This is a genomic window from Streptomyces sioyaensis (assembly GCF_004122735.1).
Classification (GTDB): domain Bacteria; phylum Actinomycetota; class Actinomycetes; order Streptomycetales; family Streptomycetaceae; genus Streptomyces; species Streptomyces sioyaensis.
Genome location: NZ_SDIF01000135.1, coordinates 1 through 16,580, shown reverse-complemented (window position 1 = coordinate 16,580; position 16,580 = coordinate 1). Strand labels below are relative to the sequence as shown.

Annotated in this window: 14 protein-coding genes and 1 pseudogene; 3 read left to right on the top strand and 12 right to left on the bottom strand. The window is 71.1% G+C overall.

The genetic code is table 11. The annotated features are described in order from the left end of the window. A partial coding sequence (locus tag EST54_RS29465) for a DUF4037 domain-containing protein (RefSeq protein WP_174857543.1) occupies positions 1-831 on the bottom strand: 831 nt, incomplete at its 3' end. Positions 832-863: 32 nt separating this feature from the next. Then, positions 864-1,373 carry an NUDIX domain-containing protein gene (locus EST54_RS29460; RefSeq protein ID WP_174857544.1) on the bottom strand — a complete coding sequence of 170 codons (510 nt, stop codon included), beginning with the start codon at positions 1,371-1,373 and terminating at the stop codon, positions 864-866. 192 nt (positions 1,374-1,565) lie between these two features. Here EST54_RS29460 and EST54_RS29455 point away from each other — a divergent pair, with 192 nt between their 5' ends. Continuing rightward, a complete protein-coding gene (locus EST54_RS29455) occupies positions 1,566-2,708 on the top strand; it encodes a glycerate kinase (protein ID WP_129250758.1) in 1,143 nt (380 codons plus the stop codon). 104 nt (positions 2,709-2,812) lie between these two features. Here the strand turns inward: EST54_RS29455 and pssA are convergent, their stop codons facing one another. From pssA to EST54_RS29410, 9 genes are all read right to left on the bottom strand, one after another. Beyond that, positions 2,813-3,670: a CDP-diacylglycerol--serine O-phosphatidyltransferase gene (pssA, locus tag EST54_RS29450; protein ID WP_173909726.1), complete on the bottom strand. Its 858-nt coding sequence runs from the start codon at positions 3,668-3,670 to the stop codon at positions 2,813-2,815. Further along, a complete protein-coding gene (locus EST54_RS29445) occupies positions 3,657-4,304 on the bottom strand; it encodes a phosphatidylserine decarboxylase (protein WP_129250757.1) in 648 nt (215 codons plus the stop codon). The genes pssA and EST54_RS29445 overlap by 14 nt, the downstream gene beginning before the upstream one ends. 170 nt (positions 4,305-4,474) lie before the next feature. Further along, the gene (locus tag EST54_RS29440; protein WP_129250756.1) at positions 4,475-5,680 is read right to left on the bottom strand and encodes an acyl-CoA dehydrogenase family protein; all 1,206 of its coding nucleotides are present in this window, start codon (positions 5,678-5,680) and stop codon (positions 4,475-4,477) included. 2 nt (positions 5,681-5,682) lie between these two features. Continuing rightward, a complete protein-coding gene (locus EST54_RS29435) occupies positions 5,683-6,207 on the bottom strand; it encodes a MaoC family dehydratase (protein ID WP_129250755.1) in 525 nt (174 codons plus the stop codon). 5 nt (positions 6,208-6,212) lie between these two features. Beyond that, positions 6,213-7,184, bottom strand: coding sequence for an HpcH/HpaI aldolase/citrate lyase family protein (locus EST54_RS29430; RefSeq protein WP_129250754.1), 972 nt, complete (start codon positions 7,182-7,184; stop codon positions 6,213-6,215). After that, positions 7,181-9,193 carry a protein meaA gene (locus EST54_RS29425; protein WP_129250753.1) on the bottom strand — a complete coding sequence of 671 codons (2,013 nt, stop codon included), beginning with the start codon at positions 9,191-9,193 and terminating at the stop codon, positions 7,181-7,183. Before EST54_RS29425 ends, EST54_RS29430 begins: the two co-directional genes overlap by 4 nt. 41 nt (positions 9,194-9,234) lie before the next feature. Further along, positions 9,235-10,572, bottom strand: a complete 1,338-nt coding sequence (ccrA, locus tag EST54_RS29420) for a crotonyl-CoA carboxylase/reductase (RefSeq protein ID WP_129250752.1) — start codon at positions 10,570-10,572, stop codon at positions 9,235-9,237. 564 nt (positions 10,573-11,136) lie between these two features. Continuing rightward, positions 11,137-11,937, bottom strand: a complete 801-nt coding sequence (locus EST54_RS29415; RefSeq protein WP_129250751.1) for a TetR family transcriptional regulator — start codon at positions 11,935-11,937, stop codon at positions 11,137-11,139. Between the two features lie 136 nt (positions 11,938-12,073). Beyond that, positions 12,074-13,894 (bottom strand): 3-hydroxyacyl-CoA dehydrogenase family protein, encoded by a 1,821-nt coding sequence (locus EST54_RS29410; RefSeq protein ID WP_129250750.1) that lies wholly within the window; start codon positions 13,892-13,894, stop codon positions 12,074-12,076. 390 nt (positions 13,895-14,284) lie between these two features. Here EST54_RS29410 and EST54_RS29405 point away from each other — a divergent pair, with 390 nt between their 5' ends. Both EST54_RS29405 and EST54_RS29400 read left to right on the top strand, forming a co-directional pair. Next, positions 14,285-15,055, top strand: coding sequence for a HEAT repeat domain-containing protein (locus tag EST54_RS29405; protein WP_129250749.1), 771 nt, complete (start codon positions 14,285-14,287; stop codon positions 15,053-15,055). A 120-nt stretch (positions 15,056-15,175) separates the two neighbouring features. Then, entirely contained in the window at positions 15,176-15,640 is a 465-nt protein-coding gene (locus tag EST54_RS29400) for a VOC family protein (RefSeq protein WP_129250748.1), read from the top strand. A gap of 106 nt (positions 15,641-15,746) precedes the next feature. On the opposite strand, the pseudogene EST54_RS29395 reads toward EST54_RS29400, so the two are convergent. Next, a pseudogene (locus EST54_RS29395) lies at positions 15,747-16,285 on the bottom strand (N-acetyltransferase family protein). Positions 16,286-16,580 lie beyond the last annotated feature (295 nt).

Genomic DNA, 16,580 nt, shown 5'->3' with positions numbered 1-16,580 from the left:
AGATGTGTATAAGAGACAGCCCTCGCCCCCCACCACCGCCCGCACCTCGTCCACCAGCCGCTCCGCTTCCCGCACGGAGTGCGCCAACTCCTCTTCCGTGCCGCCGAGTCGGGCGAGCAGCGCGGTGGCGCGGGCGGCGAAGCCGGGCGGCGTCTGCGGCAGCGCCGCGGCCGCCGCGAGGGCGCCCTTCTCGTTGAGACACCAGACGCGGTGGTGGGCGTGCAGCGCCTGGACGAGGTGGCCGACGGCCCGGGAGAGGCACAGCCCCGCGTGCAGCACGTCCCGGGCCGGGGACGACTTGGCCGCCATCGCCGCCGAGAACCCCGCGTCCCAGACCGCGGCGCCGGTCAGCGCCGTGCGCAGCGCGTCCGGGTACTGCCGGGTCTCCTGCCGCAGACGGGCCAGTTCCCCGTCGGTGTCGGCGAGCACCCGGCCCAGCGCGGCCTCGCCCGGATAGGCGGGGGACCAGAAGCCGAGCGGATGACCGGCCTGGACGCCGATCTCGAAGCGGCCCGCGCGGCACTCCTCCCACACCCGCCACACCCGGTCGACGTCCCGCAGGATCCAGTCCACGGGGCGGCCGTCGGGCAGCACCAGCCAGGCGCCGCCGTTGACCCACGGGCCCCAGGCACCGGGCGGGTACACCTCGACGGGGCCGCCGGTCAGCTCCGCGGCCAGCGCCTCCAGCGCGGCCGGATCGGGCTCGCCGCGGTAGTAGACGCCCAGATCCCAGTCGGAGTCCGCCCGGTGCGTCCCGCGGGCCCGGCTTCCCCCGAGCATCACCCCGACGACTCCCGGTACGTGTGCGAGTCGGGCGGCGATGTCTTCCATGGCCGCAGACTATGGGCGCCGGGCGCCGGCGCTCACCTCATTTCCGGCGCTCGGGCCGCCGCGGCCGGCGGCACCCCGTCCTCCAGTTCCGCCGGGCCGCGGCCGTCCGCCAGGGCCTTCAGCGCGGCGCCGATGCGCAGCGCCAGCTCCCGGCTCACCAGCGTTTGGGCCTCGTCCCAGTGCACCAGGCGCCAGGACAGCAACTCCTCCTGCTGGAGCCGGATCGCCGCGAACCGGCCGGCGTCCAGCACCCCACCGTCGTAGAGGTACGACACCAGCGGCGGCCGGTCCGTGCCGCGTACCCAGTCGACGGCGAGCAGCGCTCCCGGCTCGATGTCCAGACCGATCTCCTCGGCGGTCTCGCGGCGGGCGGCCTGGCGGGGCGATTCGTCCTGGTCCGATTCGACGGTGCCGCCCGGCAGGAGCCAGGTGTCGCGGTAGTTGGGCTCCACCAGCAGGAGGCGGCCCTCCGCGTCGCGGAAGATGACGCCCGCGCCCGCGAGGACGCGGGGCAGGCCGGCGATGTAGGCGGCGTAGTCCATGGTCGTCACGGCGTGAGCCTACGGCCTGACCGGCGGTTCTTGGAGGGCGCGCCCCGGGTGCCCGGCGGCGCCGCCCTCCGGTGTGCCCTGTTCGACGGGCGGCGCTCCGGATAGGGTCACAGCGGCGCGACTGCCAGTACGGAAGCAAGGGGAAACACGGTGGCGGACGCAGCAAGGACACCCTCAGCACATGTGTTGATCGCCGCGGACAAGTTCAAGGGCTCGCTCACGGCCGTCGAGGTCGCCGAGCACGTCACGGCCGGCCTGCGGCGCGCGCTCCCCGGTCTGGATGTGGCCGCGGTCCCGGTCGCGGACGGCGGCGACGGCACGGTCGCGGCCGCGCTCGCGGCCGGCTTCACCCGTCACGAGGCCCGGGTCACCGGCCCGACCGGCACCCCCGTGACGGCCACCTTCGCACTGCGCGTGGGGGCCTCCCCGGCGGGGGGAGGCACGGCCGTGGTGGAGATGGCGGAGGCCTCCGGGCTGCAGCACCTCCCCGACGGCGTCTTCGCGCCCCTGACGGCGAGCACGTACGGCACCGGCGAGCTGCTGCGCGCGGCGCTCGACGCGGGCGCGACGTCGATCGTCTTCGGCGTCGGCGGCAGCGCCACGACCGATGGCGGCGCCGGGATGCTCGCGGCGCTGGGCGCGCGCCTCCTGGACGCGGACGGCGAGCCGGTCGCCCCCGGTGGCGGCCCGCTGCGCGAGCTGGCCACCGTCGATCTGTCCGGCCTGGACCCCCGGCTGGCCACGACCCGGATCGTGCTGGCCAGCGACGTCGACAACCCGCTCACCGGCCCGAAGGGCGCCCCGGCGGTCTACGGCCCGCAGAAGGGCGCGAACGAGGCGGACGTGGCCACGCTGGACGCCGCCCTGGCGCACTTCGCCGAGGTGCTGGCGCAGGCGGTCGGTCCGCGGGCCGCGGACCTGGCCCTGGCACCCGGCGCGGGCGCCGCGGGCGGCATCGGCTACGGCGCGCTGGTCGCTCTGGACGCGGTGTTCCGGCCGGGCATCGAGGTGATGCTCGACGTCCTGGGCTTCGCCCCGGCACTGGCCCGGGCCACCTTCGTCATCACGGGCGAGGGTTCGCTCGACGCACAGACGCTGCACGGCAAGGCGCCGGCCGGGGTCGCCGCGGCGGCCCGGGCGGCCGGTCTGGAGGTGGCGGCGGTCTGCGGCCGGCTCCAGCTGACGCCGGAGGCCCTGCGGGCGGCCGGTATCCGGCGCGCCTATGCCCTGACGGACCTGGAGCCCGATCCGGCCCGCTGCATGGCCGAGGCGGGGCCGCTGCTGGAGCGGGCGGCCGAGCGCCTGGCGCGCGACTTCCTGGTCTGAGGCCGCCGCACACGCGGGCCCGTCGCGCACGCCGACCGCCGCACACGCCGAGAGCCCCGGGCGAACGATTCGCCCGGGGCTCTGAGGGTGTGCGGAGTGCTCCGTCAGGGGAGCTGCGCGGCGCGCGACTCGGCGCGCGACTCGCGGCGGTTGTCGCGGAAGGTGTTCACCCTCCTGGCCGTCGCGAACAGCGGGATCATCGCGCCCATGACCACCTGCAGGGCGCAGCCCGTCTGCAGCAGCAGCTGACCGCCGGGGGCGTCCAGCGCCCAGGCCGCGAGCATGCCCATGCTGAGCACGATCCAGCTGAGCATCGCCACCGCGAGCCGGCCCCGCGGCTTGGGGTACTCGACCCGGCTCACCATCAGCCAGGCCACCCCGATGATCGCCAGCAGCGTCGGCAGGAACGGCAGCTCCAGCAGCACGATGGCGACGACGGTCAGGGCGCCGAACGGGCTCGGCATGCCCTGGAAGATGCCGTCACGCAGCGTGACACAGGAGAACCGCGCAAGCCGGAGCACCACCGCCAGCAGCACCACGACCGCGGCGACCACCGAGACCCGCTGGTGCGCGTCCTGGGCGACCATGCCCCAGGTCACGACGAAGTACGCGGGTGCCAGCCCGAAGCTGATCAGGTCGGAGAGGTTGTCGAGCTCGGCCCCCATCGCCGAGGCCCGCAGCTTGCGCGCGACCAGTCCGTCGAAGAGGTCGAAGACCGAGGCGAACAGCATCAGGATCACGGCCATCGCCGCGCTGTGCCGGGCCATCCCGCCGTCCTCGGTGCCCGTCAGATGCGGGATGAGAACCCCGGTGGTGGTGAAGTACACGGCCATGAAGCCGCAGATCGCGTTGCCGAGGGTGAGGGTGTCCGCTATTGACAGCCGCGTGGACAGCGGCATGTCGTCGTCCTCGTCGGTCTCGGGCGCCCAGCCCGCCTGGGTCTCGGGATCAATCACGGTCAAGGCGAGTCACCCCCGCGGTGGTGGCCTGGCCGACCTCGACCGCAGCCTCGACGCCTTCCGGGAGGTAGACGTCCACGCGCGAGCCGAAGCGGATCAGGCCGATCCGTTCACCCTGCTCGACCTTGGTGCCCTCGGGCACGTAGGGAACGATACGGCGGGCCACCGCGCCGGCGATCTGCACCATCTCGATGTCGCCGAGCTCGGTGTCGAAGTGCCACACGACCCGCTCGTTGTTCTCGCTCTCCTTGTTGAACGCCGGGACGAACCCACCGGGGATGTGCTCCACGGACGTCACCGTGCCGGCCAGCGGCGCGCGGTTGACGTGGACGTTCAGCGGGCTCATGAAGATCGCGACACGGGTGCGCCCGTCCTTCCACGGCATGATGCTCTGCACCACGCCGTCGGCCGGGGAGATGACACGGCCCTGAGCGATCTCCCGCTCGGGGTCGCGGAAAAACCACAGCATGCCCGCCGCCAGTGCGGTGGTGGGCACGGCAACGGCGGCCCAGCGACCCGACCGGCGGGACCGGGCGAGGCTGACCGCTGCCGTGGCAACGGTCGGCAGGAGCCACGGCGACGCTCCGCGCGCGAGGCGGACGCGACCGCGTTGTGCAGAGGATTGGCTGTGGGGCATGGATGACCTTCGTAGCGGAGGATGCCGCGTAGGGATACGGGGGACGGCGGCTTTCCGTGGATGCTATCGGTTGCGAGCGGCAACTGGCCAAGAGCCAGAGCCAATCCGTGGCCGAAGAACCATGACGGGGTGTGATCTTCGTCTAGGCCAAAGCACTCCAAACGGGGCGTTCACCCCTGGATCCGGTACTCCTCGAGTAGCCGTCGCCCAATGATCATTTTCTGGATCTCGGCGGTACCTTCACCGATCAGGAGCATCGGGGCCTCGCGGTAGAGGCGCTCGATCTCGTACTCCTTCGAGAAGCCGTAGCCGCCGTGGATACGGAAAGCGTCTTCCACCACCTCCTTGCAGTACTCGGAGGCCAGGTACTTCGCCATGCCCGCCTCAAGGTCGTTTCGCTGTCCCGAGTCCTTTTTGCGAGCGGCGTTCACCATCATTGCATGGGCCGCTTCGACCTTTGTCGCCATTTCTGCCAGTTTGAACTGAATGGCCTGGTGCTGGGCGATCGGCTTGCCGAAGGTGTGTCGCTGCTGTGCGTACGAAACGCCCAGTTCGAACGCGCGCTGGGCGACGCCGCAGCCGCGCGCGGCCACATTGACCCGGCCGACCTCGACGCCGTCCATCATGTGATAGAAGCCACGTCCGGTCTCGCCGCCGAGCACCCGATCGGCCGGGATCCGCAGCCCGTCCATGATCAGTTCGGTGGTGTCGACGCCCTTGTAGCCCATCTTGTCGATCTTGCCCGGAATGGTGAGGCCCGGCCGCACCTCACCGAAGCCGGCCTCCTTCTCCACGAGGAAGGTCGTCATCGACTTGTGCGGGGCGGTGCCCTCCGGGTGACCCTCGTCCGTCCGGCACAGCACCGCGACCAGCGTCGAGGTACCGCCGTTGGTGAGCCACATCTTCTGGCCGTTGAGGACGTACTCGTCGCCGTCCCGGACGCCCTTGGAGGAGATGGCCGAGACGTCCGAGCCGAGCGCCGGCTCCGACATCGAGAAGGCGCCCCGGATTTCGCCGGCCGCCATCTTCGGCAGGAAGTAGTCCTTCTGCTCCTGCGTACCGTGCTGCTTGAGCATGTACGCCACGATGAAGTGGGTGTTGATGATGCCCGAGACGCTCATCCAGCCGCGGGCGATCTCCTCGACGGTCAGCGCGTAGCTGAGCAGGGACTCACCCAGCCCGCCGTATTCCTCGGGAATCATCAGGCCGAACACGCCGAGTTCCTTCAGGCCCTCGACGATCTGCGTCGGGTACTCGTCACGGTGCTCCAGCTCCGTGGCGACCGGAAGGATCTCCTTGTCCACGAAGTCGCGGACGGTGGAGAGGATTTCCCGCTGGATGTCGGTCAGACCCTCGGTCTGCGCGAGACGGGTCATGGCTACTTCTCCTTCTTGGCCGTCGGGGCCTTGAGCTCCGGGCGGCCGGGCTGTTCGCCGCCGCGCTCCTTGATGTAGGTGGCGGTGGGGACCATGACCTTGCGCCGGAAGACGCAGATCAGGGTGCCGTCCTGCTTGTAGCCCTTGGTCTCGACGTACACGATGCCGCGGTCGGACTTGGACTTCGACGGCGTCTTGTCGAGCACCGTCGTCTCGCCGTAGACCGTGTCGCCGTGGAAGGTGGGCGCCACATGCTTCAGCGACTCGATCTCCAGATTGGCGATGGCCTTTCCGGAGACATCGGGCACCGACATGCCCAGCAGCAGGGAGTAGATGTAATTGCCGACGACGACGTTCTTTCCGAAGTCGGTGGTCTGCTCCGCATAGTTGCTGTCCATGTGCAACGGGTGGTGATTCATGGTGAGCAGACAGAAGAGGTGGTCGTCGTATTCGGTGACGGTTTTTCCGGGCCAGTGCTTGTACACATCGCCGACGGTGAACTCTTCATAGGTACGGCCGAACTGCATGGTGCTTATGCCTCCGGGGCCTCGAACGTGGATGTGCGGATCATGCCGGCGGCCCGGCCCTTGCCGGCGACGACCAGCGCCATCTTCCGGCTCGCCTCGTCGATCATCTCGTCGCCGAGCATCGCGGAACCCTTGGCTCCGCCCGCCTCCGAGGTGTGCCACTCGTAGGCGTCCAGGATCAGCTCGGCGTGGTCGTAGTCCTCCTGCGACGGGGAGAACACCTCGTTGGCGGCCTCGACCTGACCGGGGTGCAGCACCCACTTGCCGTCGAATCCGAGGGCGGCGGCCCGGCCGGCGACCTCGCGATAACCGTCAACGTTCTTGATCTGAAGGTAGGGCCCATCGATCGCCTGTAGATCGTAGGTACGGGCCGCCATCAGGATGCGCATCAGAATGTAGTGATAGGCATCCGCCCCATAGCCGGGCGGCTGCTCACCGACCACCAGCGACTTCATGTTGATCGACGCCATGAAGTCGGCCGGGCCGAAGACGATGGTCTCCAGCCGGGGCGAGGCGCCGGCGATGTCGTCGACGTTCACCAGGCCCTTGGCGTTCTCGATCTGGGCCTCGATGCCGATCCTGCCGACCTCGAAGCCCATGGTCTTCTCGATCTGCGTCAGCAGCAGGTCCAGCGCCACGATCTGCTGGGCGTCCTGGACCTTCGGCAGCATGATGCAGTCGAGATTCGCCCCCGCGCCCTCGACGACCGTGATGACGTCCCGGTACGTCCAGTGCGTGGTCCAGTCGTTGACCCGCACGACCCGCGTCTTGCCGGCCCAGTCGCCCTTGTTCAGTGCCTCGACGATGAGGTGCCGGGCGCCTTCCTTGGCGAGCGGCGCACAGGCGTCCTCCAGGTCCAGGAAGACCTGGTCGGCCGGGAGCCCCTGGGCCTTCTCCAGAAAGCGCGGATTGCTGCCCGGAACCGCGAGACAGGAGCGGCGCGGGCGGCCGCCGGGCGGGCGGTTCGCCTGGGTCATGCGGGGACCTCCAGAGGATCGAGCCGGTTCGCTTTCCGGATCTCGTCGACGATACGGCCGATGATCTCCGTAATACCGAAGTCCTTGGGGGTGAAGACCGCCGCCACTCCGGCCTCCCGCAGTGCGGTTGCGTCGGCGGAGGGAATGATGCCGCCGACGATGACCGGTATGTCGTCCACGCCGGTGCGCTGCAGCCGGGCCAGCACGTCCGGCACCAGCTCGGCGTGCGAGCCGGACAGGATCGACAGGCCGACGCAGTGCACGTCCTCGGCCACCGCGGCCGAGACGATCTGCTCGGGGGTGAGCCGGATGCCCTGGTAGATCACCTCGAAGCCGGCGTCCCGGGCCCGTACGGCGATCTGCTCGGCGCCGTTGCTGTGCCCGTCCAGGCCGGGCTTGCCGACCAGCAGCCGCAGCTTGCCGCTGCCGAGTTCGGCGGCGGTCCTGGCGACCTTCTCGCGGACCGCGGCGAGCGGGCTGCCCTCCTCGGCGGCGACCGCCAGCGGGGCGCTGGAGACGCCCGTGGGGGCCCGGAACTCGCCGAAGACGTCCCGCAGCGCCCAGGCCCACTCGCCGGTCGTCACCCCGGCGCGGGCGCACTCCAGGGTGGCGGCGAAGAGGTTGCCGTCACCGGCCGCGGTCTTCTTCAGGACCGACAGCGACTCCTGGGCGCGCGCCTCGTCGCGGTTGTCCCGCCAGTCGTGCAGCGCCTGGACGACGCGTGCCTCGTTGGCCGGGTCGACGGTCATGATGGCGGTGTCGAGATCGGCGGTGAGCGGGTTGGGCTCGGTGCCCTCGAAGCAGTTGACGCCGACGATCTTCTCCTCGCCGGCCTCGATCCGGGCCCGCCGCTCGGCGTGCGCGGAGACCAGCTGCGACTTGAGGTAGCCGGACTCCACGGCGGCCATCGCGCCGCCCATTTCCTGGATCCGCTCGATCTCGGCGAGGCAGTCGGTGACCAGGGCGTCCACCTTGGCCTCGATGACGTGCGAGCCGGCGAAGATGTCCTCGTACTCCAGCAGATCGCTCTCGTGCGCCAGGACCTGCTGGATACGCAGCGACCACTGCTGGTCCCAGGGCCGCGGCAGCCCCAGCGCCTCGTTCCAGGCGGGGAGCTGCACGGCCCGGGCGCGGGCGTCCTTGGAGAGCGTGACGGCCAGCATCTCCAGGACGATCCGCTGGACGTTGTTCTCCGGCTGCGCCTCGGTCAGACCGAGCGAGTTGACCTGGACGCCGTAGCGGAACCGGCGCTGCTTCTCGTTCGTGATGCCGTACCGCTCACGGGTGATCTTGTCCCAGATGCGGCCGAAGGCGCGCATCTTGCACATCTCCTCGACGAACCGCACACCGGCGTTCACGAAGAACGAGATACGGGCCACGACATCGCCGAACTTCTCCGGCGGCACCTGCCCGGAGTCGCGCACCGCGTCCAGCACCGCGATGGCGGTGGACATGGCGTACGCGATCTCCTGCACCGGCGTGGCCCCGGCCTCCTGCAGGTGGTAGCTGCAGATGTTGATCGGGTTCCACTTGGGGATGTGGGCCACCGTGTACGTGATCATGTCGGTGGTCAGCCGCAGCGAAGGCCCCGGCGGGAAGACGTGCGTCCCGCGCGAGAGGTACTCCTTGACGATGTCGTTCTGCGTCGTCCCCGACAGCTTGGAGATGTCGGCGCCCTGCTCCTCGGCGACCACCTCGTACAGCGCCAGCAGCCACATGGCCGTCGCGTTGATGGTCATCGAGGTGTTCATCTGGTCCAGGGGGATGTCCTGGAACAGCCGTCGCATGTCACCGAGGTGGGACACCGGGACCCCGACCCGGCCGACCTCGCCGCGGGCGAGGATGTGGTCGGGGTCGTATCCGGTCTGCGTCGGGAGGTCGAACGCGACCGACAGACCGGTCTGGCCCTTGGCGAGGTTGCGCCGGTACAGCTCGTTGGACGCCTCGGCGGTGGAGTGGCCGGCGTAGGTCCGCATCAGCCACGGACGATCCTTCTGACGCTCAGTCATATCAGGCCCGTATCCTCGTGGTTCCGACTGTCCGAGCCGTCTCAGACGTTCCGGAACCGGTTGATGGCGTCGAGGTGCTTGGCGCGCATTTCCTCGTCCCGCACGCCCATGCCCTCCTCGGGGGCCAGTGCCAGCACGCCGACCTTGCCCTGGTGGAGGTTGCGGTGCACGTCGTACGCCGCCTGCCCGGTCTCTTCGAGGGTGTACGTCTTCGACAGGGTCGGGTGGATCTTGCCCTTGGCGATCAGGCGGTTGGCCTCCCACGCCTCGCGGTAGTTGGCGAAGTGCGAGCCGACGATCCGCTTCAGCGACATCCACAGGTAGCGGTTGTCGTACTCGTGCATGTAGCCCGAGGTCGAGGCGCAGGTGGTGATGGTGCCGCCCTTGCGGGTGACGTAGATGCTCGCGCCGAAGGTTTCGCGGCCGGGGTGCTCGAAGACGATGTCGATGTCCTCACCGCCGGTGAGTTCGCGGATGCGCTTGCCGAAGCGCTTCCACTCCTTGGGGTCCTGGGTCTGCTCGTCCTTCCAGAACTTGTAGCCCTCGGCGTTGCGGTCGATGATCGCCTCGGCGCCCATCTTCCGGCAGATCTCCGCCTTCTGGTCGCTGGAGACCACGCAGATCGGGTTGGCGCCGCCGGCCAGCGCGAACTGGGTGGCGTACGAGCCGAGTCCGCCGCTGGCGCCCCAGATCAGGACGTTGTCGCCCTGCTTCATCGCCGCGCCGTTCTGCGAGACCAGCTGGCGGTAGGCGGTCGAGTTGACCAGACCGGGCGCCGCCGCCTCCTCCCAGCTCAGGTGCTTCGGCTTGGGCATCAGCTGGTTGGACTTGACCAGTGCGATCTCGGCCAGGCCGCCGAAGTTGGTCTCGAAGCCCCAGATGCGCTGCTCGGGGTCGAGCATGGTGTCGTTGTGGCCGTCGGAGGACTCCAGCTCGACGGACAGGCAGTGCGCGACGACCTCGTCGCCGGGGCCCCAGGCGTTGACGCCGGGGCCGGTGCGCAGGACGACGCCGGCCAGGTCGGAGCCGATGACGTGGTACGGCAGGTCGTGCCGCTTGGTGAGCGGGGAGAGCTTGCCGTAGCGCTCCAGGAATCCGAACGTCGACATCGGCTCGAAGATCGAGGTCCACACGGAGTTGTAGTTCACGGAGGAGGCCATCACGGCCACCAGCGCCTCACCGGGCCCCAGTTCGGGAACCGGCACGTCCTCGACGTGCAGCGACTTGCGCGGGTCCTTCTCCTTGGTGGCCAGGCCGGCGAACATCTCGGCCTCGTCCTTGTGCACGGTCACCGCGCGGTAGGACTCGGGGATGGTCAGGCCGGCGAAGTCGGCGCTGGTGGTGTCGGGCGCGAGGATTGCGTCCAGGATTTCGTTCACGGGGTGCCTCCGGCGGTTGGGGCCTCCCCTGCCCGTCCGAAGTGGAGAGCGCGGGGAACCGTTGAGGGAACGGTGTGGGGGAACGTCGGGGGTGGTGCTGAGGTGGTGCCGTCGGTTCGGCCGGGGGCGGCGCCGTGTCCGCCGCCTCTGCTTTGGTTGCAGAGCCGTCGGCCGCGGGGCCTGGCAGCGCTGTGGTGAGCGCGGTGCCCAGCAGCTGCTGGGGGTGCCTGTGACGCAGGCGTCCGGGCGGGCAGCCACGTAGGGCTGGTGGGACAGCCGGCGCGCGTTGGTTCTCTGCGCGCCGGCCGCCCGGACACCCTCAACGTATGACACCGCGTGCCAGTCGACAAGACACTGAGTGCCAAGAATTTCTCTCAGATGTCATCCGGAGGGCACGCATGAGCAAAAGAAGGCCGATGAGGGGCCTGATGGTGACGCAAAGGAGTGCGGGAAACACGCAGTGTGCGTGGGGTGAGGGTTAGGCCATCCGTGTCGCGGCCCGGCCGGACCAAGGGCGCCGGGCCGCGATACCCGGCCGACCCGGCCGGAGGGCCGTTACTTCCGCTACTTCCGCTCTTTGATCGCCTCGCGGATGGTGCGCATGATCTCGTCCAGCGGGGCGTCCGTACGCGCCACCGCCACCAGCACCTCGCCCTCCCGCGAGACGGACGCCGGCGGCTGCTCACCGCTGGTACGGCCCGCGCCGATACCGGCGCCGAAGGTCTCCCGGACGATCTCGAAGGCATGGTCGAGCTGGGCCTCGACATCGCCCTGGGCGTCGGCCCGCAGCCAGCGCCGCAGCACGTGGTTGTGCGCGGTGACCACGGCGGACGCGGCGACCTCGGCGAGCAGCGGGTCGTCGTCGCCCTCGCGGTGCGCGCCCTCGTCGAAGTGGCCCAGCAGATAGCGGGTGAACAGCCGCTCGTAGCGGGCCACCGAGGCGATCTCCGCCTCCCGCAGGGTGGGGACCTCGCGGGTCAGGCGGTAGCGGGCCACCGACACGGCCGGGGAGGCCGCGTACATCCGCATGACCTCCTTGATGCCGCGGCAGACCGTGTCGAGGGGGTGCTCGTGCGGCGGAGCGGCGTCCAGGACGGCCTCCGCGCGGACGAGGGTGTCGTCGTGGTCGGGGAAGATCGCCTCTTCCTTGGAGCGGAAGTGGCGGAAGAAGGTGCGCCGGGCGACGCCCGCGGCGGCCGCGATCTCGTCGACCGTCGTCGCCTCGTAGCCCTTGGTCGCAAACAGCTCCATCGCCGCCGCCGACAATTCACGGCGCATCTTGAGCCGTTGCGCCGCCGCCCGGCGGGTGCCGGGAGTGACGGTGTCGGACGTGTCGGAAGGCTGCGGGCGAGCGGGCTGGGACATGTGGGGACGGTACTGCATATTTACGCGGCCTGCGGCATGAGGTGGTGCCTTCGCCCCGGTGAGCGGGGGTGGACCGCCGTCCGGTTCCAGCAGTCCACCCCACCCTCCCCCGGCCTGGCCGGGGTGCCGCCAGGCGTCAGCGCCGGGCGTACTCACGGAAGCCGCGGCCGGTCTTGCGGCCGAGGCAGCCGGCCGCGACGAGGTGCTCCAGCAGCGGCGCCGGGGCCAGCCCGGGGTCGCGGAACTCGGCGTGCAGCACCTTCTCGATGGCCAGGGACACGTCCAGGCCGACCACGTCGAGGAGTTCGAACGGGCCCATCGGGTAGCCGCCGCCGAGCTTCATGGCGGCGTCGATGTCGTCCAGCGACGCGTAGTGCTCCTCGACCATCTTGATCGCGTTGTTCAGGTACGGGAACAGCAGCGCGTTCACGATGAATCCGGCCCGGTCGCCGCAGTCCACGGGGTGCTTGCGGACCTTGGCGCAGACCGCCCGCACGGTGGCGTGGACGTCGTCGGCCGTCAGGACCGTACGGACCACCTCGACCAGCTTCATGGCGGGAGCCGGGTTGAAGAAGTGCATCCCGATGACGTCCTGCGGGCGCGAGGTGGCGCGGGCGCAGGCCACGACCGGCAGCGAGGAGGTGGTGGTCGCCAGGATGGCGCCCGGCTTGCAGACCTTGTCCAGCGTGCGGAACAGCTCCTGCTTGACCGCCAGGTCCTCGGCCACCGCCTCGACCGCCAGATCGACGTCCGCGAACGCGTCGAGCGCCCCGGCCGGGGTGATCGAGGCCAGGGCGGTGTCCCGCGCCTCGGCGCTCATCCGGCCCTTGTCCACGGAGCGGCCCAGCGACTTGGCGATCCTGGCCTTCGCCTTCTCCGCCTTTTCCAGGCTGCGGGCGGCCAGCACGACCTTGAAGCCCGCCTTGGCGAAGACCTCGGCGATACCGCTGGCCATCGTGCCGGAACCGGCCACGCCGACGCTGCTGACCGTACGCCCGGCGGCGAGCTCATCGGCGGCCGCCGGGCTCTCCGCGTCCGGCACGGCGGTGCCGCTGCCCGGGGCGTCGTACGTGTAGAAGCCGCGGCCCGCCTTGCGGCCGGTCAGCCCCGCCTCGGCCAGCTGGCCGAGGATCGGTGCGGGGGCGTGCAGCCGGTCCTGGGACTCGGCGTACATCGCCTCCAGGACCGTCCTGGCGGTGTCCACGCCGATCAGGTCGAGCAGGGCCAGCGGGCCCATGGGCAGGCCGCAGCCGAGCCGCATCGCGGCGTCGATGTCCTCACGGGTGGCGTACTTGGCCTCGTACATCGCGGCGGCCTGGTTCAGGTAGCCGAACAGCAGGCCGTCGGCGACGAAGCCGGGGCGGTCACCCACCGCGATCGGGTCCTTGCCCAGGTCACGGGCGAGCTCGGTGACGGCCGCGACCGCGGTCGGCGCGGTGAGGACCGAGGAGACCACCTCGACCAGCTTCATGGCCGGTGCGGGGTTGAAGAAGTGCACCCCGAGCACCCGCTCGGGGCGCTGCGAGTCGGCGGCCAGCCGGGTCACCGAGAGCGCGTTGGTCCCGGTGGCGAGGATGGTGTCGGCCCGCACCACGGCGTCCAGCCCGGCGAAGACCTGCCGCTTGAGCTCGTAGTCCTCGGGCACGACCTCGATGACGAGATCGGCGTCCGCGGCTGCCTGCAGATCGGTGAAGGTGCGGAACCTGGCGAGGATGTCCTGCCGCTCCCGCTCCGTGATCCGCTCGCGGGCGACCGCACGCGCGGTGGCGCCTTCGAGGGCGGCGACGGCCTGCTGGGCGGCGGCCTCGTCGGTGTCGATGCCGATGACCTCGCGGCCCGCGCGGGTCAGAACCTCGGCGATACCGGTGCCCATGGTGCCCAGGCCGACGACGGCGATGGTGGAAAGGGACAGGGGGGAGGCGGGAGTTGAGAGATCAGGGGTGGACTGAGGGCCCATCGCGAGACTCCTGAGGGTGTTCCCCTGAGCGCAGGGGAGAAGTGACGACTGAGGGGTATCCGCGCGGGCGCGGTGCCTGGCCGTACGCCGCGGGCAGCAGGCGGCGGTGTGCCGCGAGGAGCCGCGGCGCTGCGGGCAGCGCCGGCGGTGGGGGAGCTGCGGCGGGCCCTGTCCCGGGGCCGTGCCGTGCGCTCCGTGCTGTTGTCGTGCTGTGCCGAACCGACTTCACTCTGTGGCGGCTGCGTCACCAGGCCGCCCGAGCAGGGGTGCTGCTCGTTCCAGCAGGTTAACCGGTGAGTAACCAGAGCGCCAGAGGTGGCGCGGGTCATTAGTCTGTGGTGCAGGTCACGCCGCGAGAACCGGGGCGGACCGACGGGAGGGGAGCGGCAAATGGAAGACGAATTCCACGAGTTGACGGACCGGGTGCGGGCCGAACTCCGCTCCCCACAGGATCTGATCGCCTACGAACGGTTGCTGGGACTGGCCCGCAAGAACAGCCCGGCCGGGCGCGAGGAACTGGCCCGGATGCTGGTCGCCGTGGAACGTCCGCTGTGGGCCAGGGAGATCGCCGCCTTCATCCTGGGCTGCGCCGGCGACAAGCGGGCCTTCGAGACGCTCGTGCTGTTACTGAACTACCGCGACCCGGTGCGCTGCGCCACCGCCGCACATGCCCTGGCCCGCCTCGGCGACCCCCGTACCGCCCGCGCCGCGGCCGCGCTGGCCACCAACCCGCTGCGCACCGCCTACGCGCTGCACCCGGTCCGGCTGCTCGCCGAACTCCGGGCGCCGCAGTCCGTCCCGGCGCTGATCGCGACCCTGGAGCGGCTGCTGACCCCGCACAACCCCTACTGGCGGGTGGCGCTCGCCTGTGTCGAGGGCCTGGGGGCGCTCGGCGACCGGCGCGCCGTCCCCGCCCTCACCGCCGCCGTCGCCCATCCCCGGCTGGCGGCCGCCGCCGCGGCGTCCCTCGCGCGGCTGGGGGTGCACGAGGACGTGGTGGCGCAGGACGACGGGCCGGAGGGGGACGCGGCCAAGACGGCGGGCGGGCCAGGTGACGGGCGGGACCACGGGCCGTACGGGCGCGCAGCCCGCGGAGCGGGCCGGGCCCCCGGTGCGCAGCGGGGTGCGGGGCCGGGCGGCGGTGAGGGACGTCCCCACTAGCCGGCCGCCGGCCCAGCCGCCGTGCGAGGCCGGGGGAGTCGGCGAGCCCGTCCCGCGACACCAGGACGCCGCGCCGCTCCGGCCGCCGGATGTCAGTGCCGGGGCCTATAAGTGGTGACCATGACCTCAACGCCGCTGCACTGGAAACTCGTCGTCGACGCCCACGACCCGCACGCCCAGGCCGACTTCTGGGCGGCAGTGCTCCACTACGAGGTCGAGGACCACAGCGCCCTCATCGGCAAGCTCCTCGGCCTCGGCACCATCCCGCCCGAGATCCTCCTCGACCACCACGGCCGGCGCGCCTGGCGGGATGCGGCGGCCGTACGCCACCCCGACGACCCGTACGACACGGAGAGCGGCGCGGGACTGGGGCGTCGGCTGCTCTTCAACCGCGTCCCGCGGCCGGAGAAGAAGACGGCCAAGAACCGCCTGCACCTGGACCTGCACGGCCCCCCGGGCGAGCGGGACACCGAGGTCGAACGCCTCCGCGCCCTCGGCGCCCGGGTGGAGCGCCATGTCGAGGAACCGGGCGGCGAGTGGGTGGTCATGACGGACCCGGAGGGCAATGAGTTCTGCGTGCACTAGGGCCTGTCGTTTGGATCGGGCGCGAGCCCGGCCTGATCCACACGACAGGCCCTAGGCGACAGCCCACGGGCGCGCGCCTGCGGCACGCGGTCGGAGAGGGCCTGCCCTAACCGGCCCCGAGGACCAGCGACCGCCGGTAGCGCAGCTCCGGGACGCTGACGTCGCCCACCTCGTACGCCTCCTCGGCGCCGTCCGGTACGAAACCCGCCCGCTCGTAGAAGCGCTGGGCGCGGGTGTTGCCGCGCACCACCCACAGGTACAGCGTGTGGAAGCCGTGCGCCCGGGCGCGGGCGGTGCCGGCGGACATCAGGGCGCGTCCGATGCCGGTGCCGATCAGTTCGGGGCCACGTAGAGGGCGAGCAGTTCGCCCGCGGTCGGCCGGGGTGCGGGCAACTCCCCGGCCCCCGGGGCGATATCGGGGTCGCGGGCCGGACCGACGCACGCCCAGCCGGCGACCTCGCCGTCCCGCTCGGCCACCAGGTCCGACACCTCCGGGGACCGGCGCCCGAACCACGACCGCCGCCGCTCGGCGTCCGCCGCCACGCTCATCGCGTCCAGGTACGCCTGTGGCATCAGTCCGCGGTAGGCCGCCTGCCAGCCGTGGACCCGCACCGCGGAGACGGCGTCGATATCGGCTTCGGTCATCTCCCGTATCCGTACGGGGTGCGGCGGCTGCGCGCGGGCGCGCTCAGAAGTCCTCTCGGTCCGCTCCATGCCCGAGAGGTTAAGGGGCCCGTCAAGGGGGTTTCCGATGACGGGAGCCGGGATCCGCTTCCCCGGGCCGCCCGCCCCGCCCCGCCCTGGAGGCCGCTCCGGCCAGCCGGGGCCGAGGGCTGCGGCAGGGTCAGAGCAGGGTCAACTGGGTCGGTTCCGGCGGGGCGGGCGGCCCGGGGAAGCGGATCCCGGCTCCCGTCATCGGAAACCCCCTTGACGGGCCCCT

What these genes read in the sequence shown, in the direction of transcription:
- EST54_RS29430 (WP_129250754.1), bottom strand. Translation starts at nt 7,184, where the DNA reads ATGACCCAGGCGAACCGCCCGCCCGGCGGCCGCCCGCGCCGCTCCTGT.
- EST54_RS29435 (WP_129250755.1), bottom strand. Translation starts at nt 6,207, where the DNA reads ATGCAGTTCGGCCGTACCTATGAAGAGTTCACCGTCGGCGATGTGTAC.
- EST54_RS29405 (WP_129250749.1), top strand. Translation starts at nt 14,285, where the DNA reads ATGGAAGACGAATTCCACGAGTTGACGGACCGGGTGCGGGCCGAACTC.
- EST54_RS29425 (WP_129250753.1), bottom strand. Translation starts at nt 9,193, where the DNA reads ATGACTGAGCGTCAGAAGGATCGTCCGTGGCTGATGCGGACCTACGCC.
- EST54_RS29460 (WP_174857544.1), bottom strand. Translation starts at nt 1,373, where the DNA reads ATGGACTACGCCGCCTACATCGCCGGCCTGCCCCGCGTCCTCGCGGGC.
- EST54_RS29440 (WP_129250756.1), bottom strand. Translation starts at nt 5,680, where the DNA reads ATGACCCGTCTCGCGCAGACCGAGGGTCTGACCGACATCCAGCGGGAA.
- EST54_RS29415 (WP_129250751.1), bottom strand. Translation starts at nt 11,937, where the DNA reads ATGTCCCAGCCCGCTCGCCCGCAGCCTTCCGACACGTCCGACACCGTC.
- EST54_RS29410 (WP_129250750.1), bottom strand. Translation starts at nt 13,894, where the DNA reads ATGGGCCCTCAGTCCACCCCTGATCTCTCAACTCCCGCCTCCCCCCTG.
- EST54_RS29445 (WP_129250757.1), bottom strand. Translation starts at nt 4,304, where the DNA reads ATGCCCCACAGCCAATCCTCTGCACAACGCGGTCGCGTCCGCCTCGCG.
- EST54_RS29400 (WP_129250748.1), top strand. Translation starts at nt 15,176, where the DNA reads ATGACCTCAACGCCGCTGCACTGGAAACTCGTCGTCGACGCCCACGAC.